Annotated in this window: 21 protein-coding genes; 14 read left to right on the forward strand and 7 right to left on the reverse strand. The window is 65.8% G+C overall.

Annotated elements, in window-relative coordinates:
- Positions 1-15: 15 nt before the first annotated feature.
- Positions 16-1,392 (reverse strand): glycosyltransferase family 2 protein, encoded by a 1,377-nt coding sequence (locus tag ABE454_RS00260; protein ID WP_346527843.1) that lies wholly within the window; start codon positions 1,390-1,392, stop codon positions 16-18.
- Between the two features lie 169 nt (positions 1,393-1,561).
- Here ABE454_RS00260 and ABE454_RS00265 point away from each other — a divergent pair, with 169 nt between their 5' ends.
- A complete protein-coding gene (locus ABE454_RS00265) occupies positions 1,562-2,194 on the forward strand; it encodes a TetR/AcrR family transcriptional regulator (protein ID WP_346527845.1) in 633 nt (210 codons plus the stop codon).
- 45 nt (positions 2,195-2,239) lie between these two features.
- Here the strand turns inward: ABE454_RS00265 and ABE454_RS00270 are convergent, their stop codons facing one another.
- Positions 2,240-4,285 (reverse strand): lytic transglycosylase domain-containing protein, encoded by a 2,046-nt coding sequence (locus tag ABE454_RS00270; RefSeq protein WP_346527848.1) that lies wholly within the window; start codon positions 4,283-4,285, stop codon positions 2,240-2,242.
- 116 nt (positions 4,286-4,401) lie between these two features.
- Here ABE454_RS00270 and dapA point away from each other — a divergent pair, with 116 nt between their 5' ends.
- The 4 genes from dapA (at position 4,402) to prfB (ending at position 9,462) form a co-directional block, all read left to right on the forward strand.
- Entirely contained in the window at positions 4,402-5,286 is an 885-nt protein-coding gene (gene dapA, locus ABE454_RS00275; protein WP_346527849.1) for a 4-hydroxy-tetrahydrodipicolinate synthase, read from the forward strand.
- On the forward strand, positions 5,286-5,756 hold the full coding sequence (smpB, locus tag ABE454_RS00280; protein WP_346527851.1) for an SsrA-binding protein SmpB: 471 nt from the start codon (positions 5,286-5,288) through the stop codon (positions 5,754-5,756). Before dapA ends, smpB begins: the two co-directional genes overlap by 1 nt.
- Positions 5,757-5,881: 125 nt before the next feature.
- On the forward strand, positions 5,882-8,272 hold the full coding sequence (locus ABE454_RS00285; RefSeq protein ID WP_346528500.1) for a penicillin-binding protein 1A: 2,391 nt from the start codon (positions 5,882-5,884) through the stop codon (positions 8,270-8,272).
- 76 nt (positions 8,273-8,348) lie between these two features.
- Positions 8,349-9,462 (forward strand): peptide chain release factor 2 gene (gene prfB, locus ABE454_RS00290; protein ID WP_346527853.1). Its coding sequence is split into 2 segments (ribosomal slippage): positions 8,349-8,417 and positions 8,419-9,462, totalling 1,113 coding nucleotides; the frame shifts between segments, so codons are not numbered across the junction.
- A 77-nt stretch (positions 9,463-9,539) separates the two neighbouring features.
- Here prfB and ABE454_RS00295 read toward each other — a convergent pair.
- The 4 genes from ABE454_RS00295 to tyrS form a co-directional block, all read right to left on the reverse strand.
- A complete protein-coding gene (locus ABE454_RS00295; protein ID WP_346527856.1) occupies positions 9,540-10,097 on the reverse strand; it encodes a bactofilin family protein in 558 nt (185 codons plus the stop codon).
- Positions 10,098-10,230: 133 nt separating this feature from the next.
- Positions 10,231-10,698, reverse strand: coding sequence for a peroxiredoxin (locus ABE454_RS00300; RefSeq protein WP_346527857.1), 468 nt, complete (start codon positions 10,696-10,698; stop codon positions 10,231-10,233).
- Positions 10,695-11,051 (reverse strand): GIY-YIG nuclease family protein, encoded by a 357-nt coding sequence (locus ABE454_RS00305; protein ID WP_346527859.1) that lies wholly within the window; start codon positions 11,049-11,051, stop codon positions 10,695-10,697. Before ABE454_RS00305 ends, ABE454_RS00300 begins: the two co-directional genes overlap by 4 nt.
- A gap of 63 nt (positions 11,052-11,114) precedes the next feature.
- Entirely contained in the window at positions 11,115-12,395 is a 1,281-nt protein-coding gene (tyrS, locus tag ABE454_RS00310; RefSeq protein WP_346527861.1) for a tyrosine--tRNA ligase, read from the reverse strand.
- 179 nt (positions 12,396-12,574) lie between these two features.
- Between tyrS and ABE454_RS00315 the strand changes: the two genes are divergently transcribed.
- Both ABE454_RS00315 and ABE454_RS00320 read left to right on the forward strand, forming a co-directional pair.
- On the forward strand, positions 12,575-13,714 hold the full coding sequence (locus ABE454_RS00315) for an anhydro-N-acetylmuramic acid kinase (RefSeq protein WP_346527863.1): 1,140 nt from the start codon (positions 12,575-12,577) through the stop codon (positions 13,712-13,714).
- 2 nt (positions 13,715-13,716) lie between these two features.
- Entirely contained in the window at positions 13,717-14,673 is a 957-nt protein-coding gene (locus ABE454_RS00320) for a DMT family transporter (RefSeq protein WP_346527866.1), read from the forward strand.
- A gap of 67 nt (positions 14,674-14,740) precedes the next feature.
- Here ABE454_RS00320 and ABE454_RS00325 read toward each other — a convergent pair whose 3' ends face one another.
- Complete coding sequence (locus tag ABE454_RS00325) at positions 14,741-15,391, reverse strand: alpha/beta hydrolase (protein ID WP_346527868.1); 651 nt, start codon at positions 15,389-15,391, stop codon at positions 14,741-14,743.
- A gap of 159 nt (positions 15,392-15,550) precedes the next feature.
- Between ABE454_RS00325 and ABE454_RS00330 the strand changes: the two genes are divergently transcribed.
- Genes ABE454_RS00330 through ABE454_RS00360 form a run of 7 tightly spaced genes read left to right on the forward strand, consistent with a single transcriptional unit; the run spans position 15,551 to position 21,991 of the window.
- The gene (locus tag ABE454_RS00330) at positions 15,551-16,021 is read left to right on the forward strand and encodes an Rrf2 family transcriptional regulator (RefSeq protein ID WP_346527871.1); all 471 of its coding nucleotides are present in this window, start codon (positions 15,551-15,553) and stop codon (positions 16,019-16,021) included.
- Positions 16,018-17,154, forward strand: coding sequence for a cysteine desulfurase family protein (locus tag ABE454_RS00335; protein WP_346527873.1), 1,137 nt, complete (start codon positions 16,018-16,020; stop codon positions 17,152-17,154). Before ABE454_RS00330 ends, ABE454_RS00335 begins: the two co-directional genes overlap by 4 nt.
- A 3-nt stretch (positions 17,155-17,157) precedes the next feature.
- Complete coding sequence (gene sufB, locus ABE454_RS00340) at positions 17,158-18,624, forward strand: Fe-S cluster assembly protein SufB (protein ID WP_346527875.1); 1,467 nt, start codon at positions 17,158-17,160, stop codon at positions 18,622-18,624.
- Positions 18,621-18,980, forward strand: a complete 360-nt coding sequence (locus ABE454_RS00345) for a hypothetical protein (protein ID WP_346527878.1) — start codon at positions 18,621-18,623, stop codon at positions 18,978-18,980. The genes sufB and ABE454_RS00345 overlap by 4 nt, the downstream gene beginning before the upstream one ends.
- 10 nt (positions 18,981-18,990) lie before the next feature.
- Positions 18,991-19,740: a Fe-S cluster assembly ATPase SufC gene (gene sufC, locus ABE454_RS00350; RefSeq protein WP_346527881.1), complete on the forward strand. Its 750-nt coding sequence runs from the start codon at positions 18,991-18,993 to the stop codon at positions 19,738-19,740.
- Positions 19,737-20,759, forward strand: a complete 1,023-nt coding sequence (sufD, locus tag ABE454_RS00355) for a Fe-S cluster assembly protein SufD (RefSeq protein ID WP_346527883.1) — start codon at positions 19,737-19,739, stop codon at positions 20,757-20,759. The genes sufC and sufD overlap by 4 nt, the downstream gene beginning before the upstream one ends.
- A complete protein-coding gene (locus ABE454_RS00360) occupies positions 20,738-21,991 on the forward strand; it encodes an aminotransferase class V-fold PLP-dependent enzyme (protein WP_346527885.1) in 1,254 nt (417 codons plus the stop codon). Before sufD ends, ABE454_RS00360 begins: the two co-directional genes overlap by 22 nt.
- The last annotated feature ends 3 nt before the right edge of the window (positions 21,992-21,994 follow it).

Raw genomic sequence — 21,994 nt, forward strand, 5'->3', positions numbered from 1 at the left:
CGCGCTGATAGGCGCTCAGGCGGCCGCTCGTCCAGCGTCGGCGACATCGGTTGTGACGATATCAGGGTCGTCGATGGCCTGATGAGGGGTCTTGTCCCAATGGTGTGGCTCCAGTAACAGTCGAACCGCCGCATGGCAGAAGGCCATGCTGAGCAGGCACCAATAGCCTAGAGACAGCACCATATCCTTTAGTTTGTATGGAACGCCCGCAAGGCGTGCTCCTCGCTTCTTTATCAGCCATGCCGCGATGATGCCTGACACAAGGACGGCGCTGCCTGCGATTGAGAAGTGTGGCAGGCGTCCTGCGACAAGTGAGGCCAGGGCAAGGCTCAACACCCAGGCCGTACAGAGGGCGTGCAGGGCGGCAGACGCCAGACCAGCCATGATGGTTACGCTCAGCGCCGTCCAGCCGCGCCAGCCCATGCCGTGGGATGATCGCGTGTGAACCGCCAGCGTCTGAAGGTAGCCCTTCAGCCAGCGCGTTCTTTGTGGAAGCCACAGGTTCAGGGAGCCGGGCGGCGGTTCATAGGTCGGGCGCTGAATGACCCCGAGGCGATAGCCTGCGCGCCAGATACGAAAGCCAAGATCGGCGTCCTCGGTCACATTCCAGGCGTCCCAACCGCCCAGAGCGCGAAGGACGGGCACGCGGAAATGGTTGCTGGTGCCGCCAAGCGGGAACGGCATGCCCAGCCGTGTCATGGCGGGTAGGGTGATCTCGAACAGGGCGGCGTATTCGGCTGCGAACTGGCGATCCAGAAAGGGGCTGAGGCTCTTGCCGCGACTGCGGATCCGCAGCGGCGCCTGAACGCAGGCGAGGGTCCCGTCGTCGGCTGAGAAACGCTCGGCGGCCTCACGCAATTGCAGGGGGTCAGGGTCGTCTTCGGCGTCGTAGATGGTGATCAGATCGCCCGACGCGCGGCTCAGGGCGTAGTTCAGGGCGCGCGGCTTTGTCTTGGGCGCGCCTGCAGGCGCCACAAGAACATGAAGCCAGTCTGGTTTCGGCAGGGCAACCGCCAAACTGATGGTCGCTTCATCGTCCGCCTCCAGCACCAGGAAACCTTCCAGTCTGTCTGCAGGATAATCGATCTCGGCGAGCCGCTCGATGAGATGCGGCAGGACAGCCGTCTCATGATACAGGGCGGCGACTACGGTATATCTAGGCCATTCGTCCTTTTGCGATGGATAGGCGGGCGGCGGCTGGCGCTGACGCCATCTGCGGCTCTTCCATAATAAAACGCCCCGCCACACTGCCAGACAAAGGAAACCCCCCTGCAGGCAGAAAGTAAGGGCGGTGAACGGGGGAGGGAAGAAGACTGTCAGCGTCAGAGTGATGGCGGCTGTCACGAACAAAAACAGCATCTGCACGCGCGTTAGGGTGATACGAGCGGACATGTACCGGCTGTCATCCGCAACAGCACTGATCCCCCCACCCATCGTCGCTTCCCTTTTGGTCTGAAAACAGCGTTATACGTTCAATTTCTGATTGCAAGCATTTGGCGCTGACCGGCTTTGCCGTTATCAATGTCGACCTCGCAGCGGGATTGTTCTCGGGGAGGTCTGAGTGTCCGCTTTACCTGCCGTTTCTTCGCGTTCGGCCCGAAAGCCCAAGGGTGAGGGACATGAGCGTCGCGCTGAAATCCTGGCGGCGGCCGAGGGTATTTTCGTCAGGCAGGGCTATGAAGGCGCCACCATCCGCAAGATCGCCGATGAGGTGGGGCTGTCTTCAACCGCGCTCTATATGCATTTCGCGGACAAGAGCGAGATTCTGAACGAGATCTGTCGCAATGCCTTTGACACCCTGGCGGAAGAACATCGGCTGATATTGGCGGAAGACGCGCCGCCGCTGGCGCGGCTGCGGCGGATCGTCGAGAATTATGTCGCCTTCGGTTTCGCCAATCCTAACGCCTATCGTCTGGCCTATCTGACGCCGTCGATCGAAACCCGCCACGGCGCCGAGAGCGTGGCCCAGCAGACCGGCGCCGAACTGTTCCGCGCCTTCGTCTGCGTGGTGGAGGAGGCGGTGGAGAAGGGGGTGTTGAAAGGCGATGCCCGCACCCTGGCGCAGGTCATCTGGGCCAGCGCGCACGGTCTGGTCTCTATCGTGATCACCAAGACCTATTTCGACTGGGCGGAACGTGACCTGCTGGTTCGCACCCATATGGACGTGCTTTTCGCCGGTCTGGCGGCGACCTGAAAGCAGAGGAGCGGGCCGCCGTCGCCGGCGACCCGCATCATGGCTTCAGGGTTGATAGGGGCGCGGGCCTGCCCGTGGCGGGACGCCGCGCGCCAGATCGGCTGACGGCGTCAGCGGCGCCGAGCCGCCGTTCAGGCGGGCGCGATAGACCTGCATATTCTCCATCACCCGCATCATGTAGTTGCGCGTCTCGGTGAAGGGCGCGCACTCGATGAAGTCGATGGGGTCGACCTGGGCCTGACGGGGATCGCCGCAACGGGCCGTCCATTGCGGCGGACGGGCGGGGCCTGCGTTGTAGCCGACGGCGGCCAACAGGGGCGAGCCCCCGAAGTTGTTCATCAGTTCGCCCAGGTGATAGCTGCCCAGCGTCATGTTGATCTCGGCGTCCCACAGCTGATCGGCGCTGAACGAACGACCCATGCGACGGGCAACGCCCTGCGCCGTGGCGGGCAGAAGCTGCATCATGCCGCGCGCGTCGGCGCCGGAGCGGACCAGAGGGTCGAAGCTGGATTCCTGACGGGTGATGGCCAGGGCGAACTCGGTCGGCGCCATGCCCGGAACCTGTTGCGGCAGGCGCACCGGATACATGCGCTCGGGCATGACGAAGCCGCGCTGGCTGGCCGCGCGGCCGACCATCATGGACCCGAACTGGTCGCCATAGCCCTGCATCAGGTCGAACAGTTGCGACAGGTCGTAGGGCGAGGGCAGGGCGTCATCCAGATGATAGGCGAAGACCCGCATCAGGTTCTTCTCGCCGATCTGGCCCAGAATGCGGGTCGCGCGCACGACTTCATTGCCCTCGAACCGGTTCACGTCTTCGCGCGACGGCTCAGGCTCGCCCGGCAGGGTCAGGGTCGTCATCCCGGCCTTTTCCGCCGCCAGTTGGCCATAGAAAGTCTGCCAGTGTTCGGCGCCCGCCTGATACCAGCGCTGGGCGTCCTGACGATTGCCCTGCGCCTCGGCCGCGCGGCCCAGCCAGTAGAGGGCGCGGCCTTGCGTGATCGGCGTTGAGGACGCGTTGCGCAGAGCCTCGAAATGACGCGCCGCCGTCGCCGGGTCGTTCAGCTTGGTCAGGGCGACCCAGCCAGCGAAGAATTCGGCGTCGACCTTGCGCTCGCCCGAGGGGAAGCCGTGGCCGTTCATGGCCGCATAGGCGGCGCGGGCGTTCCCCTGCTGCAGAGCGTCGAGGAAGTAGTTGCGGCGCTCGCTCCACAGCGTGTTCTGGCCCTCGGCGTGGGACGGCGCGGCGGGCAGGGCGGACAGCAGCGGGAAGGCTTCGGACTGACGTCCGGCGGAGCGCAGCAGGCGCACCCGCTCCAGCACCACGGCCGGATCATTGGCCTGCGTCTGCGACAGGCCGCTGACGATCACATCGGGGGCATAGGCGGTGCGCAGCGCCATGACGGTGTTGGCGACGGTCTGGCGATCAGCCGGAACCAGGGCGACCATGCTGCGCGTCGCCGGGCCGTGCGGCCCCAGCAGCAGCATGTTCAGGCGCGTGACATGGTCGTCGCTGGTCAGCCAGCCGCTCCAGCGTGAATAGATGCGGCTTTGCTGTGCTTCTTCAAAGCTCTGGTTGCGCCACCAGTCGCGAATCAGCGCCTGCGCGTCCTGACGGCGGCCGGTCTGTTCCAGCGCTCCGGCCAGGGCGATGGCGCCCTGCGCCGTGGTCGGCGCGGCGCCGTTGAAGAAGGCCAGAATGGCGTCAGGCGACTGGCCCGCCATGTCCAGAGCGCGTTCACCAGCAGCCCGGCGCGATTCGCCGCGAGGCCAGTTCGCCAGATCGGTCTGGGCGCGCGCCAGATCGCTGTAGGACAACTGCTTGTCTGATGTGTCGACCAGCGCCCATTCGACCAGTTTTCGAGCCGCCGGGTCCGAAATCCGGGCCATGATGGACTGTGTGCCCACTACGTCGCGGGCACGGGCGGCGGTCAACCCCTGTTGCACCAGCGCCGCGTCCTGACCGCTGATGATCCCGCCTTGTGCGGCGGGGTAGGCGGTGGCGGAATAGGGCACGGGGCCGCTGTTTAGCACATCCTGTGCTGGGGGAGTCAGAATCGCCAGGGCGGCGGCCACGGTCGTCGCGATCATCAGATAACTGATCCTCATTCATCTCTGGTTGCGGCCAGGCGGCTGGCAACCTACCCTTTGCCGATTAGTGACGGGCGGAAGGCCGCCCATTGTCTCCGCACAGGTATGTTGTTCCCATGACCGCCCCCTTGTTCAAGGGCGTGATCCCCGCCCTGATCACACCTCTTCGTGACGGAAACGTGGACGCGGCCGCTTTCAAACGTCTGCTGGAACGCCAGATCGCCGCCGGGGTTCACGGCGTCGTGCCGATGGGGACGACGGGCGAGAGCGCGACCCTGACGCTGGACGAGCACAAGCGCGTGGTTGAACAGTGTGTCGAGATCGCCGCCGGGCGCATCCGCGTCATCGCCGGAGCGGGTTCGCCCTCGACGGACAAGGCGATCGAAATGGCCCGATTCGCCAAGACGGTCGGCGCCGACGGGGCTCTGGTCGTCACCCCCTATTACAACCGTCCGTCGCAGGCCGGGATGCAGGCGCATTTCGAGGCCGTGGCCGATGCGGTTCAGCTGCCGATCCTGCTCTACAACGTGCCGGGTCGCACGGGCGTCGATCTGTCGAACGAGACGGTGGCGGCTTTGGCCGCGCACCCGAACATCGTCGGCATCAAGGACGCCACGGGCGACGTGGCGCGGGCCAGCTGGATGCGCGCCAACATCGACGGCGCGTTCGACCTGATCTCGGGTGATGATTCCAGCTATCTGGGCTATGCGGCGCATGGCGGTGTCGGCGTCATCTCGGTGACGACGAATGTCGCGCCAGAGGCCATGGTCGCCCTCTACAATGCGGTTCAGGCCGGGGACTTCGCCACGGCCCGCTCATGGCAGGAGCGGCTGATCGGCCTGCACAAGGCGCTGTTCCTCGACAACTCGCCGTCGCCCGCCAAATACGCCCTCGCCAGGCTGGGCCTGTGCACTGAAGAGGTGCGTCTGCCGCTGTCGCGGACGGCGGACGCGGTGAAGCCCGCCATCGACAGGTGCCTGAGCGAGGCCGGGGTCGCCTGATGGCTTCGACCGCGCCAAAGCAGAAGACGATCGCCGAGAACCGGCGCGCGCGCTTCGACTATTTTCTCGAGGACCACATCGAGGCCGGGATCCAGTTGCTGGGCACCGAGATCAAGGCCCTGCGCGACGGCCGGGCCAATATCGCCGAAAGCTATGTCTCGCCCGAGGGGCGTGAGATGGTGCTGATCAACGCCGACATTCCTCCCTACAAGATGGCGAACCGCTTCAACCATGAGCCGCGCCGTCACCGGAAGCTGCTGCTGCACCGCAAGCAGATCGACAAGCTGATCGGCGCCGTCCAGCGTGAGGGTCGGACTATCGTTCCTGTGCGCCTCTATCTGAACGAGTCCGGCAAGGCGAAGCTGGAAATCGCGCTGGCGAAGGGCAAGAAGCTGCACGACAAACGCGAGACCGCCGCCGAGCGCGACTGGCAGCGGGACAAGGCGCGCCTGCTGCGGGACAAGGGCTGATTTGGGCCGCGGCGGGCCTGTTTGGTGCGGTTCCGCTTTGCGCGTCGCGCGACGCACGATAAACGGGCGATGATGGGGTGCGTCTTGCGGAGTTCACGGTGAAGATAGCCGAACGCTGGTTCGTCATGGCGGGCGTGGCCCTGCTGGGCGCCATCGCCGTGGCCGGGGTGGTGGTGGCGGTCTATGCCGCCTGGGTCCTGCACGACATGCCTGACGCCTCCGAGCTGGCGGACTATCGCCCGGCGACGGCCACGCGGGTCTATGCCGGGGACGGCACCCTGATCGGCGAATTCTCGGACGAGCGGCGGATCTACGTCACCTATGACCAGGTGCCGCAGACCGTGGTCCACGCCTTCCTGGCGGCCGAGGACCAGAACTTCTTCAACCACGGCGGCATCGACGTGTCCGGCATCGGCCGGGCCATGTTCAAGAACGTGTTCAACGTCATGTCGGGACGGCGCCTTGAGGGCGGCTCGACCATCACCCAACAGGTGGCCAAGAACGTCCTGCTGACCAGCGAGACCAGCCTGAACCGCAAGCTGAAGGAAGCGGTCCTGTCCAGCCGTCTGGAAGCGACCCTGACCAAGGAACAGATCCTCGAACTGTATCTGAACGAAATTTATCTGGGCTATCGCTCCTATGGCGTGGCCTCGGCGGCCTATAACTACTTCGGCAAGTCGCTGGATCAGCTGACGCCGGACGAAGCCGCCTTCCTGGGGGCCCTGCCCAAGGGACCGGCCAACTATCACCCCAAGCGCTATCCGGCCGCTGCGCTGGGCCGTCGCAACTGGGTTCTGGGCGAAATGGCCGACAACGGCTGGTTGACGGCTGAACAGGCCAAGACGGCGCTGGCGCGCCCGCTGAACGCGCGCTCGGCGCCGCGACGGGCCGAATACGCCGACGCCGACTTCTTCGTGGAAGAAGCGCGTCGACGGGCCATCGCCCTGTTCGGACAGGAAGAGGTCAATCGCGGCGGCTATTACCTGCGCACCACCCTTGATCCGCAACTGCAGTCGGCGGCGCGCGACGCCCTGATGCGCGGGCTTGAGGACTATGACCGTCGCCACGGCTGGCGCGGCGCCTGGGGCACGACAGACTTTGCCGACGGCTGGCAGGCCGAGGCCTTGAAGCGCACCTCTCCGCCCGAGCGCCGCTCATGGCAGGCCGCTGCGGTCGAGAGCGTCAGCGGCGGCAACATCCGCATCCGCACGGCCCGCGACGACCAGACGGGATCACTGCGCGCGGCCGATGTCTCCTGGTCTAACGCGGGCCGCAAGCCACTGAAGACCGGAGATCTGATCTTTGTCGAGCGCCAGAACGGCCAGTTCGCCCTGAAGCAGGTGCCTGCCGTCAACGGCGCCCTGGTCGCGATCGAGCCGCAGTCGGGCCGGGTGCTGGCGCTGGTCGGCGGCTATTCCTACGCCCTGTCCAGCTTCAACCGCGCGACGCAGGCTCGTCGCCAACCCGGTTCGGCCTATAAGCCCTTCGTCTATGCGGCGGCGCTGGAAGGAGACTTCACCCCGGCCTCCATCGTTCTGGACGCGCCGATCAGCTTCCCCGGCGGTCCGGGCGGGCGGCCGTGGACGCCCCAGAATTACAGCCGCCAGTTCTATGGTCCGCAGAGCCTGCGTCGGGGTCTGGAGCTGTCGCGCAACGTCATGACCGTGCGTCTGGCGCAGGCCGTGGGCATGAAGAACGTCGTCGACCTGTCCAAGAAGATGGGCGTGGTGGACGATATGTCGCCCAATCTGGCCATGTCGCTGGGGGCTGGTGAAACCACGCCTTACCGGATCACCGCCGCCTATGCCGCCTTCGTCAACGGCGGTCGCAAGATCGACCCCTATTTGATTGAACTGGCGCAGGACCGGAACGGCCAGACCATCCACCGCGCCGACCGCCGTCAGTGCCGTGAGTGCGGCCGCGGCTTCAGCGGACAGGAATCGCCGCGCCTGCAGGATCGCGGCACGCAGGTCATCGACCCGATCACCGCCTATCAGATGAGCTCCATGCTGGAAGGCGTGATCCAGCGCGGCACCGGCGCCCGCGCCCGCAGTCTGGGCCGATGGGTCGGGGGCAAGACCGGTACGACCAATGAATATCGTTCGGCCTGGTTTGTCGGCTTCTCCAGCGACATTGTGGTCGGCGTCTTCGTCGGCTTTGACGACAACCGCTCGCTGGGCGGGGGCGAGGCAGGGGCTTCGACCGCCGTGCCGATCTTCATCGACTTCATGGAAGACGCCCTGAAGGAGCGCCCGGCGCGCCCCTTCGTGAAGCCGAAGAACGCCATCTTCCGCACCGTGAACGGCATTGAGGAAGCCTTCCGTCCGGGCACCGAGCGCCAGATCCGCGAGGAAGCGCCGCGCCCGACCGTGCCGGAAGGGCCTCAGAACTATTACGACGTCATCCGGCGCGAGCAGGAAGCCAAGTCTCAGGCTCCGGCCCCGGTCGCCCCGCCGCCTGCAGCCCCGCCGCCGCCCAAAAAGCAGCCGGCCGAGGACTTGAGCGACCTCTACTGAGGCTCTAGTTACACCCCTCTTCGGCGCGCCGGATGTTCTGGCGCGCCGTTTCACCCCTGTATCGCTGGAGATTGCGATGAGACCGGATGTCGAGGCCATGAAGGCCGACATCGAGCAGAGCGTCGCTCTGCTCAGGAGGCGACTTTGACTGGGATGTCGCTCTAAGAAAGCTCGATGAGCTGAACGCGCGGGTCGAGGATCCGACGCTGTGGGACAATCCTGAACAGGCTCAGGCCGTCAGCCGTGAACGTTCGCGGCTGGAAGTGCAGGTCAACGCCGTCAAGGAGATGGAGCAGGGTCTCGAAGACGGGATCATGCTGGCCGATATGGCCGATGAAGAGGGCGATGAAGCCACTCTTGAAGACGCACGCGAACAGCTGAAGGCCATCAAGGACCGCGCCGCGCGGGCCGAACTGGAAGCCCTGCTGTCCGGCGAGGCCGACGGCAACGACGCCTATCTGGAGGTCAACTCCGGCGCTGGCGGTACGGAGTCGAACGACTGGGCGGGAATGCTGCTGCGGATGTACAGCCGCTGGGCGCGTTCGCATGGCTATGACGTCGAGCTTCAGGAAGAGGAATCCGGCGAACAGGCGGGGATCAAGTCCGCGACCCTGCTGATTTCCGGCCCGAACGCCTATGGCTGGCTGAAGTCGGAATCGGGCGTTCACCGTCTGGTCCGCATCAGTCCCTATGACGCGGCGGCCAAGCGCCATACCTCGTTCGCTTCCGTCGGGGTGTCGCCGGTCGTCGACGACAGCATCGAGATCGACATCAACCCGTCGGACGTCCGTACGGACACCTATCGCGCGTCCGGCGCGGGCGGGCAGCACGTCAACAAGACGGACTCGGCCGTGCGTCTGACGCACATTCCGACAAACACCGTGGTGGCCTGTCAGGCGGGCCGTTCGCAGCACCAGAACCGCGATCAGGCGTGGAAGATGCTGCGTGCGCGCCTGTACGAGCTGGAGCTTCAGAAGCGGGAAGCCGCAGCCCAGGCCCTTGCCGACGCCAAGACCGATATCGGCTGGGGGCACCAGATCCGCTCCTACGTCCTGCAGCCGTATCAGATGGTGAAGGACCTGCGCACCGAGGTTGAAACCTCGGACACGCAAGGCGTCCTGGATGGCGATCTGGACCCCTTCATGGGCGCCGCGCTGGCCGCCCGCGTGGGCGAAACCCGCGAGGGCTGATCGGGCTCTCCGATGCGGCATAAAAAAGGGCGGCCTTCGCGGGCCGCCCTTTCTGTTTGATCCAAGGCTGGCGCCAGTCAAGCGGCGGGCTTGGCCTCGGGTTTGGCGTCCGTCTTGGCGGGCGCGGGTTTTTCGGCCGGGGCGGGGGCTTCCAGCATATTGGCGCCCGGCGTGTCGCGCTTGGCCTGAGTGCAGCGGCCCTGGAACCAGGCGCCCTGTTCGATCGAAAGCTGTTCCTGCGTGATGTCGCCCTCGACGCGCGAGGTGGCGAACAGCTTGACCTGTTTGGCGACGATGGCGCCCGAGACGCGGCCGCGCACCTCAAGGATGTCGGCGTGGACGGTGCCTTCGACCGCGCCGCCTTCGCCGATCACCACGCGCACCACCCGAATGTCGCCTTTCAGCGAGCCGTCGACCTGAAGCTCGCCTGCGCCCGAGATATTGCCCTCATATTTCACGCCGGCCGACAGCGTCGAAAGGCTGGACGAGCGGGCGGCGGCGGCGCGCGCGGGTTCTGGCGTCCGTGCAGGCGTTGCGGCCACGGAGGCCGGGGCGGGGGCGGCAGGCTCCGGCGGTTTCGGAATGCCCAGCCCGCCCGCAGGGCTGCTGTCGAGGGGTTTGTTCTTGTTGAACATTTTTACTCTCCGCGTCACGCCGGGATGACCGGCGTTTGGTCAATGTCAGCCCCTGAGGATACAATCCCTGACAATAGTTAGGGCTGGCTGCGACGCGCAGGTCAAGCCGGGCTTTGCGAACCCCGCTCGTTGATCACAGCGCTTCGACGGCGGCCAGAACCTCTTCGGCGTGACCCTTCACCTTGACGTTTCGCCAGACGCGGCGAACCACGCCTTGCCCATCAATCAGGAAGGTGGCGCGCTCAATGCCCATATATTCGCGGCCATAGAGCTTCTTCTGAACCCACACGCCCCAGCCTTCCGTGACCGCGCCGTCCTCATCCGAACCGAGCACGATCTTGAGGTCATGCTTGGCCTTGAAGCGGTCCAGCTTCTTCACCGTGTCGCGCGACACGCCGATCACCACGGCGTTCGCCGCCGAGAAGCGGTCGATCAGGGTCGAGAAGTCCTGCCCTTCGGTCGTGCACCCCGGCGTGTCCGCCTTGGGATAGAAATAGAGGACGACATTCTGGCCCTTGAGCCCGTCCAGCGACACGCGCCCGTCGCCGTCTGTCGCCAGATCAAAAGCGGGGGCAGGGGTGTTTTCGGTGATGTCGGTCACAGATCTTTCTCACTTCCGCTCGTCCCCGCGTACGCGGGGACCCAGTCCGATGCATCCTTGAGCCCGGCCAATCGCACGGTGTCAAACAGGTCGAGCCAGTCTGGATTAGACTCGTCGATCAACTGCAGCTTCCAGCGTCGCTTCCATTTCTTCATCTGACGTTCGCGTCGAAAGGCTTCGTCGCGCGAACCATGCACCTCAAACCAGACAAGCCGGGTCACGCCATATTGGGCGGTGAACCCACCAAGCGCTCCGGCCCTGTGCTGGCTTATGCGCGCGATCAGGTCATCGGTTGAGCCGATGTAGAGCGTGCCGTTGCGCTGGCTGGCCACGATATAGACGTAGAAGGCCACGGTTGAGCACGCTCCATCTGGATTCCCGCGTGCGCGGGGATGAGCGGAAGAAGGGGGCGGCTGTTACACCGGCCGCACCAGCACCAGCTTCTTCTTGCCGGCGCCGAGTTTCAGCACGCCGTCGGCGTTCAGGTCGGCTTCTTCGATCAGGCGGGCGCCGTCGTTGACGACTTCGTCGTTCAGGCGAAGGCCGCCGCCCTGAGCCAGGCGGCGCGCTTCGCCGTTGGAGGCGCTGAGGCCGGCCCTGGTCGTGACGGCGGCGATCATGGCGCCGATCACCTCGTCGCGCGGCAGTTCGACGGTCGGCAGGTCGGCGGACAACTGGCCTTTCTCGAAGGCGGCCTCGGCGGCGGCGCGGGCGGCCTGTGCGGCCTCGGCGCCGTGCAGCATGGAGGTGGTTGCGTCGGCCAGCGCCTTCTTGGCGTCGTTGATCTCGGCGCCTTTCAGCGCCTCATAACGCTCAATCTGATCCAGCGGCAGATCGGTGAACAGGCGCATGAAGCGGCCAACGTCGCCGTCCTCGGTGTTGCGCCAGTATTGCCAGTAGTCGAACGGCGACAGGGCGTCGGCGTTCAGCCACACGGCCCCACCGACCGTCTTGCCCATCTTCTGGCCCGAAGCGGTGGACAGCAGCGGCGTGGTCAGGCCGAAGGCCGCCTTGTGGTCCACCTTGCGGGTCAGTTCGACGCCGTTGATGATGTTGCCCCACTGGTCAGACCCGCCCATCTGCAGCGAACAGCCGTAGCGACGGTTCAGCTCCAGGAAGTCGGTCGCCTGCATCAGCATGTAGTTGAACTCGAGGAAGGTCAGCGGCTGCTCGCGATCCAGGCGCAGCTTGACCGAGTCGAAGCTCAGCATCCGGTTGATGGTGAAGTGGGTGCCGTAGTCGCGCAGGAACTGCAGGTAGCCCAGCTGCGACAGCCACTCGTCGTTATCCAGCATGATGGCGTCGGTCGGGCCGTCGCCGAAGGTCAGGAATTTCTCGAACACGCCTTTGATGCCGGCGATGTTCTCGGCGATCTTTTCCTCGGTCAGCAGGGGACGTTGGGTGTCCTTGAACGACGGGTCGCCGACCTTGGTCGTGCCGCCGCCCATCAGGACAATCGGCTTGTGCCCGGCCTGCTGAAGTCTACGCAGCAGCATGATCTGGATCAGGTGGCCGACGTGCAGCGACGGCGCCGTCGCGTCAAAGCCGATATAGCCCGTGACCACGCCGGACGCGGCCGCCTCGTCCAGTTCGACCGGGTGGGTGATCTGGTGGATATAGCCGCGCGCCTTCATCAGACGCAGGAAGTCCGACTTGAAGGCGGTGTCGGAAACGGTTTGGGTCGTGGGCTCGGTCATGGTCGGGTCCGTAGCATCAGAACCGGCGGCCGTCTTCCGAGGAATAATGCCGCCGAGGGAAGGGCGGCAAGGATCGCGGCCGCTCTCTAGTAGAGGCCGTAGTAATAGGCGGCGAAAAGGGCCGGTTGCGCGATCATGGGCGCTAGCTACGTCGCGCCCGACGTGGCAGTCAAGCCGCCATGACGACCTCCCTGAAAAAGACTCTCCGCGTGCTCGGTTTCATGACCGGCACCTCGCTGGACGCCGTGGACATGGCGGTGATCGAGACGGACGGCCACGACATCCTGTCTTTCGGCCCCGCTGGCGAGATGAAGCTGGACAGCGAAACACGCGCCGCCATCGAGGACGCCATCGAGGACGCTTTCGACTGGGCGCGTGACGAGGAAGAGCCGGAAAGCTTCGAGGACGCGCGCATGGCCGTGGCCGATGCGCATCTGGCCGCCGCGCTCGGCTTCATGGCGGTGAACGGAGTGAAGTCCAGCGCGCTGGATCTGGTCGGCGTCCACGGCCAGACGGTGCTGCACGAGGCGCCGACGCATGAACTGCCGGGCCGCACGGTCCAGTTGATCGACGCCGCCAGCGTGGCCGAAGGCCTGGGCGTGCCAACGGCCTTTGACTTCCGCAGCGCTGACGTGGCGGCGGGCGGGCAGGGCGCGCCGCTGGCTCCCGTCTATCACGCGGCGCTGGTCCGCAAGGCGGGGCTGTCGGGACCGGTCGCGGTGTTGAACCTCGGCGGGGTCGGCAACATCACCCTGATCCGCGCAGACGGCGGGCTGGAGGCCTTCGACACCGGACCGGCCAACGGCATGGTCGATCTTCTGGTCCAGTCGCGCATGAAGAAGCGGATGGACGAGGGCGGTCGTCTGGCGGCGGCGGGGACGGTCGATCAGAGTGTGCTGGACGCCTATCTGGCCCACCCCTATTTCGCGGCGACGGGGCCGAAATCGTTGGACCGTTTTGATTTCTCGCTGGATCCGGTCGCGGGTCTGTCGCTGGAAGATGCGGCGGCCACCCTGACCGCCTTCGCGGCGCAGGCCGTGGCGCTGGGCGTTGCGCGCTGTTCGGAGCAGCCGAAGGAGATCGTCGTCTGCGGCGGCGGTCGCCACAACCCGGTGCTGCTGGTCGCTATTCGCGAGCGCGTCGGCGTCCCCGTCTCGACGGCCGAGGACAAGGGCTGGCGCGGCGACTCCATCGAGGCCGAGGCTTTCGCCTTTCTGGCGGCGCGCTGCCGTCTGGGCCTGCCGATCAGTTTCCCCGGCACGACGGGAGTCGCAACGCCGATGACCGGCGGCCGGATTGTAGAGCCAGGAGAAGAATAAGGGTGGGGGCTTCATCGCGTTTCTGGGGCGTCGCCAGTGGTCTGGCGGCGGGCGCCCTGTGGGGTCTGGTGTTTCTGGCGCCGAAGGTGGTGCCGGAGGCCTCGCCGCTGCTGCTGACGGCGGGGCGTTATCTCGCCTATGGCCTGATCGCGGCCCTGTTGATCGCGCCGCGCTGGCGGCGGGCGACAGCGGCCCTGACGCGCAAGGCGTGGGGCGCGCTGGTCTGGCTGAGTTTGGCGGGCAATCTGGTCTATTTCGCCTTTCTGGTGGTCGGCGTGCATTACGCGGGCGTCGCGGCCTCGGCCTTGATCGTCGGCATGGTGCCTGTGGTGGTGGCGCTATGGGGCCTGAAGGACAAGGACTCGCCGCCGCTGTCGCGCGTGGCGCCGCCGATCGCCGTGGCGGCGCTGGCGGTCGGCCTGATCGGCTGGGAATCGCTTAGTCAGGGCGGCGGCGCGGCGGCGCAGAGCGGCAGCGCGACCCTGATCGGTCTGGGCTGTGCGCTGGCGGCCTTGCTGTCGTGGACCGCCTTCGCGGTCGGCAACAGCCGCTGGATGGGGCGGCTGCCCAACGTCACCCCGCATGAGTGGTCCTTGCTGACCGGCGTGGTCACGGGCGCGCTGGCGCTGGTGCTGGTCATTCCGTCGCTGTTCATGCTGGGCGGCATGACGGACGACGCCTGGATGCGCCTGCTGGGTGTCAGCGCAGGCGTGGCGATTTTCGCCTCGGTCATCGGTAACGCCTTCTGGAACCAGGCCAGCCGCCTGCTGCCCCTGACCATGCTGGGCCAGATGATCGTGTCCGAGACCCTGTTCGCCTTCATCTACGGCTTCATCTGGGAGCAGCGCGGCCCGACCGTAATCGAGGTCGTCGCCATGATCCTGATGGTGATCAGCGTCGTCTGGTGCGTCCGCGCGCACCGTCCCGCCGCCGTGGCGGCAGCGGAAGGCGAGCACTAGTCCCCACATACAGAAACGGCGCCCCGGTTGCCCGGAGCGCCGTTTCAGGCATTCAGATCACTCTGGATCAGGCGGGCTTTTCGGCCAGGCGCTTGTCCAGATAGGCGCTGACGCGACGCTCGACGGCGCCGATGTGGTCCTGCCAGAAGTGGGTCGCGCCTTCTTCCAGCTCATAGTCGATGACTATGCCCTTTTGCGAGCGCAGCTTGGTGACGACGCGCTCGACCTCTGCCGGCGGGACGACCGTATCGGCCGTGCCGTGCAGGAACAGGCCCGAGGCCGGGCAAGGCGCCAGGAAGCTGAAGTCATAGATGTTCGACGGTGGCGACACCGAGATAAAGCCGTCTGTTTCGGGGCGGCGCATCAGCAGCTGCATGCCGATGTAGGCGCCGAACTGATAGCCCGCGACCCAGGTCTGGGTGGCGGCGGGGTTGCTGGCCTGCAGCCAGTCCAGCGCCGTCGCCGCGTCAGCCAGTTCGCCGATGCCGCTGTCGAACTCACCCTGCGACTTGCCTACGCCGCGCGAATTGTAGCGCAGGGTGGCGAAGCCGCGCTGGACGAACAGCTGGTGCATCGTCAGGGCGACGGGGTTGTTCATGTGCCCGCCTGCCTTGGGGTGGGGATGCAGGATCAGGGCGATCGGCGCATCAGGGCGCTTGCCGGGCGAGTAGCGGCCTTCGATGCGGCCAGCGGCGCCGGGCAGGATGACTTCAGGCATGAATGGCGACCCCTACAATCAACAGACGTTTCACCGGCGGATAATACTTGACCGCGCAGGTAGGACTTTCTAAGTCCCCCTGACGCAACGCGCTCGCCAGCGAGGCCGGGGGTCTTAGCACAGCGGGCCTGAAAAGCGTTAGGTTTTTGAGGTATTGGGATGCGTCTGTCGACCAAGGGACGTTACGCCGTCATGGCGATGGCCGATCTGGCGAAGAACGGATCGGATCGCGCCGTGTCGCTGGCCGAGATTGCGGCGCGTCAGGAAATATCACTCTCCTATCTGGAGCAGTTGTTCGCGCGGCTGCGCAAAGGCGGTCTGGTCAAGAGCGTGCGCGGCCCCGGCGGCGGCTATCGCCTGGCTAAAACAGCCGGTGAAACGGTTGTTGCGGACATTGTTCTGGCCGTGGATGAGCCGATCCGCGCAACGCGCTGCGCGGCTCACGGCACGCCGCGCGGCTGTATGACGGGCGGCGCGCGCTGCATCACCCACGACCTGTGGGAAGATCTGGGCGCTGAGATTCATCGCTATCTGGCAGGCGTCAGTCTGGCGGATGTGATCGAAAAACGCACCAGTCGCGCCCGTATGGGCCAGAAGGACAGCGCCTCGTCCATGGAGGCGGCGGCATGAGCGTCTATCTGGATTACAACGCCTCGGGTCTGGTTCGTCCTGAGGTTCAGGAGATCATGGCCAAGGCGTTGGCGGACAATGGAAATCCGTCCGCTGTTCACGCCGCCGGGCGTCGCGCCCGGGCGCGCGTCGAGACGGCCCGCGCCCAGGTGGCCGATCTGATCGGCGCGGATCCGACGGCGATCATCTTCTCTTCAGGCGGGACCGAGGCCAACGCTCAGGCCATTCACAGCGCACTGGCCGCCGGTTGCGAGCGCCTGATCGTCGGCGCGACCGAGCATCCCTGCGTGGCCGAGGCCGCCGCCGTCAGCGGCGTTCCGGTCGAGGTGCTGCCGGTTGATGCGGACGGCGTGGTCGATCTGGACTGGCTGGCCGAGGCGTTGGCGCGTCCCGGCCGGGCGGTCGTCGCCATCCATCACGCCAACAATGAAAGCGGCGTGATCCAGCCGATCGCCGAGGCGGCGGGGTTGGTCCATGCGGCGGACGGTTGGCTGCATGTCGACGCCATCCAGTCGGCAGGAAAAATACCCGTAAAGATGCGCGCTCTGGGCGCTGACAGCCTGACCCTCTCGGCGCACAAGCTGGGCGGACCGCAGGGCGTGGGCGCGCTGGTGACGAAGGATGGCGTTTCGGCCGTCCGCATCCTGCATGGCGCCGGTCAGGAGCGCGGCCTGCGCGCCGGGACCGAAAATGTGCCGGGCATCACCGGCTTCGGTATCGCCGCTGATTGCGCCGCGCGCGATCTGGACGCCGCCATGGCGCATGTCGGCTGGCGTGATGCGGCCGAGGCCCGCGTCAAGGCGGCGGGCGCCACAATTATCGGTGGCGCGGTCGAGCGCCTGCCCAACACCCTGTTCATGGCGGTTGAAGGCTGGGACAGCCCGCAGCAGCTGATCACCCTCGATCTGGCCGGGGTCATGGTTTCGGCCGGTTCGGCCTGTTCGTCCGGCAAGGTCAAACCGTCCAAGGCGATCAGCGCCATGGGCCTGCATCATCTGGCGACCGGGGGCGTGCGCGTCTCCGGCGGCTGGGGCACGACCGAGGCTGACTGGACCCGCTTCGCCGAAGCGTGGGTCGCGGCCTGGGACAAGCATAAGGCGCGCTTGCAGGAGCGCGTAAAGGAAGTCGCGTAACTTATGGCTATTGTTCAGGAAACCATTGATACGGTCGCGGAGCTGGAGCGGTATAAATACGGCTTCACCACGGACGTCGAGCAGGAGTTCGCCCCCAAGGGCCTGAACCCCGACATCATCCGCTTCATCTCCGACAAGAAGGGCGAGCCGGAGTGGATGCTGGAATGGCGTCTGGCCGCCTATGAGCGCTGGCTGGCGATGGAGGAGCCGACATGGTCGGCGGTGAAATACGAGCCTGTCGACTATCAGGATCTCTACTATTACGCCGCGCCGGTGAAGAAGGAGGGGCCGAAGTCGCTGGACGAGGTCGATCCCGAACTGCTGGCCGTCTATGAAAAGCTGGGCATCCCGCTGAAGGAGCAGGAAGTGCTGGCCGGCGTGCAGGGCGCGCCCAAGGTGGCCGTGGACGCCGTGTTCGACAGCGTCTCGGTCGTCACGACCTTCAAGGAAGAACTGGCCAAGGCAGGCGTGATTTTCATGCCGATTTCCGAGGCCTTGCGTGAATACCCTGATCTGGTGCGTCAGTACCTCGGCACGGTCGTCCCGGTCAGCGACAACTATTTTGCGGCTTTGAACAGCGCGGTCTTTTCCGACGGCAGCTTCGTCTATGTGCCGCCGGGCGTGCGTTGCCCGATGGAATTGTCGACCTATTTCCGCATCAACGCCAGCCAGACCGGCCAGTTCGAGCGCACCCTGATCATCGCCGACAAGGGCTCTTACGTCTCCTATCTGGAAGGCTGCACGGCGCCGATGCGCGACGAGAACCAGCTGCACGCCGCTGTCGTGGAGATCATCGCCCTGGACGACGCCGAGGTGAAATACTCGACCGTTCAGAACTGGTATCCCGGCGACGCGGAAGGGCGGGGCGGCATCTACAACTTCGTCACCAAGCGCGCCGACTGCCGCGGCGACCGCTCGAAGGTCAGCTGGACGCAGGTTGAAACGGGGTCGGCCGTCACCTGGAAATACCCGTCCTGCATCCTGAAGGGCGAGGAAAGCTCGGGCGAGTTCTATTCCATCGCCATCACCAACGGCCATCAGCAGGCCGACACCGGCACCAAGATGATGCACCTGGGCAAGAACAGCCGCAGCCGCATCATCGCCAAGACGGTCTCGGCCGGTCAGTCGGACTCGACCTATCGCGGCCTGGTGTCGATCCACCCCAAGGCGACCGGCGTGCGCAACTTCACCCAGTGCGACAGCCTGCTGATCGGCAAGGAGTGCGGCGCCCACACCATCCCCTACATCGAGGTCCGCAACGGCTCGGCCCAGCTTGAGCACGAGGCGACCACGACACGCCTGTCCGAAGATCAGCTCTTCTACGCTCAGCAGCGCGGCCTGTCGGAAGAGGAGGCCGTGGCCCTGCTGGTCAACGGCTTCGTCCGCGACGTCCTGCAGGAACTGCCGATGGAGTTCGCCGTCGAGGCCCAGAAGCTGGTGGCGATCTCGCTGGAAGGGAGCGTGGGGTGAGCGATCTCCAAACTCTCAAGGCCCGCGTTCGGCAAGAGGTCGATGCATACGAGATTCCAGCGCCTCAGTCTGACGCGCTGGGGTCGCCGTTGCCGCGCGAATGGTTCGAGGATGGCTTGGGGGAAATGCGAGCCGCCCTGGTGGAGCCTTATCTTGCCGAGGTTCTCGACTTTGACGTTGCCCGAGGTGGTGAGTTCATCCGCCAAGTTTCAATCGTCGCTGATGACGGCGGCGCTATGCTATTGGCTTACGACCCCGGCGATGACGCCGACTTTGCGTTGGTGGGGCGCGAAGGCTCTTCTCTCAAAATCTACAGCATCCGCGGTGACGCCGTCGGCTGCTTTCTGACGCGCTAAGGCTGCCTGAATGCTTTCCATCTCAAACCTCCACGTCTCCGTCGCCGACAAGCCGATCCTCAAGGGCCTTTCGCTCGACGTGCCTGCGGGCGAAGTTCATGCGGTCATGGGGCCGAACGGGGCCGGCAAGTCGACGCTGGGCTACAGCCTGTCGGGGCGTCCCGGCTATGAGGTGACGGACGGTTCCGCCTCATGGAACGGCGTCGACCTGCTGGATATCGAACCGGCCGAGCGCGCGGCGGCGGGCCTGTTCCTGTCGTTCCAGTATCCGATCGAGATTCCCGGCGTGCCGGCGATGACCTTCATCCGCACGGCGCTGAACGCCCAGAAGCGCGCGCGCGGCGAGGAAGAGGTTTCGGCCCCGGCCTTCCTGAAGTTGGTCAAGGCGGCGTCGCAGTCGCTGAAGATGGACTTCGACATGCTGAAGCGGCCGCTGAACGTCGGCTTCTCCGGCGGCGAGAAGAAGCGGATGGAGATCCTGCAGATGGCCCTGCTGGAGCCGTCGCTGCTGATCCTGGACGAGACGGACTCCGGCCTCGACATCGACGCCCTGCGCATCGTCGCCGATGGCGTCAACGCCATGCGCAGCCCGGATCGGTCGATGCTGGTGATCACCCACTATCAGCGCCTGCTGGACTACATCAAACCGGACCGCGTTCACGTCCTGGCGGGCGGCCGCATCGTCGCCTCGGGCGGGCCGGAACTGGCGCATGAGCTTGAGGCGGAAGGTTACGACAAGTTCCTGCCGGAGGCGGCATGAAGGCGCTGGCCCGGCTGGACCTCACTGACGCCGCAACCTTCCCCTCGCGGAGGGTCGAGGAATGGAAATACAGTGATCTGAAGCGCTTTCTTCGTGAAGCGCCTGAACCGTCCGGCACGGCCGTCGTGGGCGCGCCGGGGCCGTTCTATGATCTGGGCGGCGACGCGGTCGTCTTCGCCAACGGCCGCCCGGTCGGTGTGAAGGACTATATCGCCTCGGGCGAACAGACGCTGCGGCTGCGCTTCATTTCGGATGCGACCGGCACGGGCCATACGGCGGCGGCGCGCATCGTCGCCCGTCCCGGCGCGCGTCTGCTGCTGCTGGAGACGCATGAGGGCAAGGGCTCGGCCTATGTCGCCCATAACAAGGTCGAGATCGATGTCGCCGCCGACGCCGAGGTCATCCGGATCGTCCTGACCGATGAACCCGCCGACGCCATTTCGGTGGCCGAGGCCGAGGTTCGGCTGGAGGCGGGCGGTCGCTATCGCCAGACCATCATCGCCACGGGCGCCAGATTGCAGCGCCATGAGACGCGCCTGCGTCACGGGGCCGAGGGCGCCGATGCGCGCGTGGACGGCCTTTATCTGCTGAACGGCGCGCGCCACTTCGACCTGACCACGGTGATCGACCACGTCTCTCCCAACGGCACGACCAGCCAGTTGATCAAGGGCGTGGTGCGGGACGAGGCGCGCGGCGTTTTCCAGGGCAAGATCCTGGTCCAGAAGGGCGCGGACGAGACCGACGCCCGCATGGGCCACCACGGCCTGATCGCCTCGGATCGCGGCGAGATCGACGTGAAGCCCGAGCTGATCATCTACGCCGACGAGGTTCAGTGCGCCCACGGCGCCACCGTCGGGACGCTGGACGAAAGCGCCCTGTTCTACATGCAGCAGCGCGGCATTTCGGCTGATGAGGCCCGCGCCCTGTTGACCCATGCCTTCCTGATCGAGGTCGTTGACCGCATCGAGGATGAAGGCGCCAGAGAGGTGGTGCGGGAATGGCTGACGGCTCGCCTGTGACCCACGCATCCATGACGGGGTTCGACCCCTATGCCGCCCGCGCGCAGTTCCCGATCCTGTCGCGACAGGTGAACGGCAAGCCGCTGGTCTATCTGGATACCGCCGCCTCGGCGCAGAAGCCCCGCGCCGTGATCGACGCCCTGGTCGCGTCGATGGAGGGCAGCTACGCCAACGTCCACCGGGGTCTGCACACCCTGTCGAACGAGGCGACCGAGGCCTATGAGCGCGCGCGCGAGATCGTCGCCCGCTTTCTGAATGCGCCGTCGGCCGACAACATCGTCTGGACCAAGGGGGGGACCGAGGCGATCAATCTGGTCGCCAACGGCGTCGGCCTGTCGATCCAGCCGGGCGACGAGATCATCGTCACCGAGATGGAGCACCACTCCAACATCGTGCCGTGGCACTTCCTGCGCGAACGGCGCGGGGCGGTGCTGAAATGGGCGCCGATCAAGGATGACGGCGTGCTGGACATGGAGGCCTTCGCCGCCCTGCTGGGGCCGAAGACCAGGCTGGTCGCCGTCACCCATATGTCCAACGTGCTGGGCACCATCAATCCGGTCGCCGAGATCACCCGTCTGGCCCATGCGGTCGGGGCGCGGATGCTGATCGACGGCTGTCAGGGCGCGGTCCACGCGGCGCCGGACGTTCAGGCCATCGGATGCGACTACTATGTCCTGACCGGGCACAAGCTGTTCGCACCGACCGGCATCGGCGTCCTTTACGGCACGGCCGAGGCGCTGGACGCCCTGCCGCCGTATCAGGGCGGCGGCGAAATGATCGTTACGGTCGAAAAGGAAGGCGTGACCTACGCCAAGCCGCCGCATCGGTTTGAGGCGGGCACGCCGCCGATCCTTGAGGCCATCGGCATGGGCGCGGCGGTCGAATGGCTGGCTCAATATGACCCGGCGGCCATTCAGGCGCATGAAATGGCCCTGTATCGTCACGCTGTTGAACGTCTGAGCGGCCACAACTGGCTGCGGATTCTGGGCGAGGCGGAAGAGAAGGGCGCGATCCTGACCTTCACCGTCGAGGGCGCGCATGCGCACGATGTAGCCCAGATCATGGACCGTTACGGCGTCGCCGTGCGGGCCGGGCTGCACTGCGCCGAGCCTCTGGCGAAAAGACTGGGCGTCAGCGCAAGCGCGCGGGCCTCTTTCGCCCTATATAACACCACGGAGGATACAGACGCCTTCGTGGACGCGCTGATCAAGGCGCGCAACTTCTTCGTGTGACGA

The organism is Brevundimonas diminuta (genome assembly GCF_039673845.1).
Classification (GTDB): domain Bacteria; phylum Pseudomonadota; class Alphaproteobacteria; order Caulobacterales; family Caulobacteraceae; genus Brevundimonas; species Brevundimonas diminuta_E.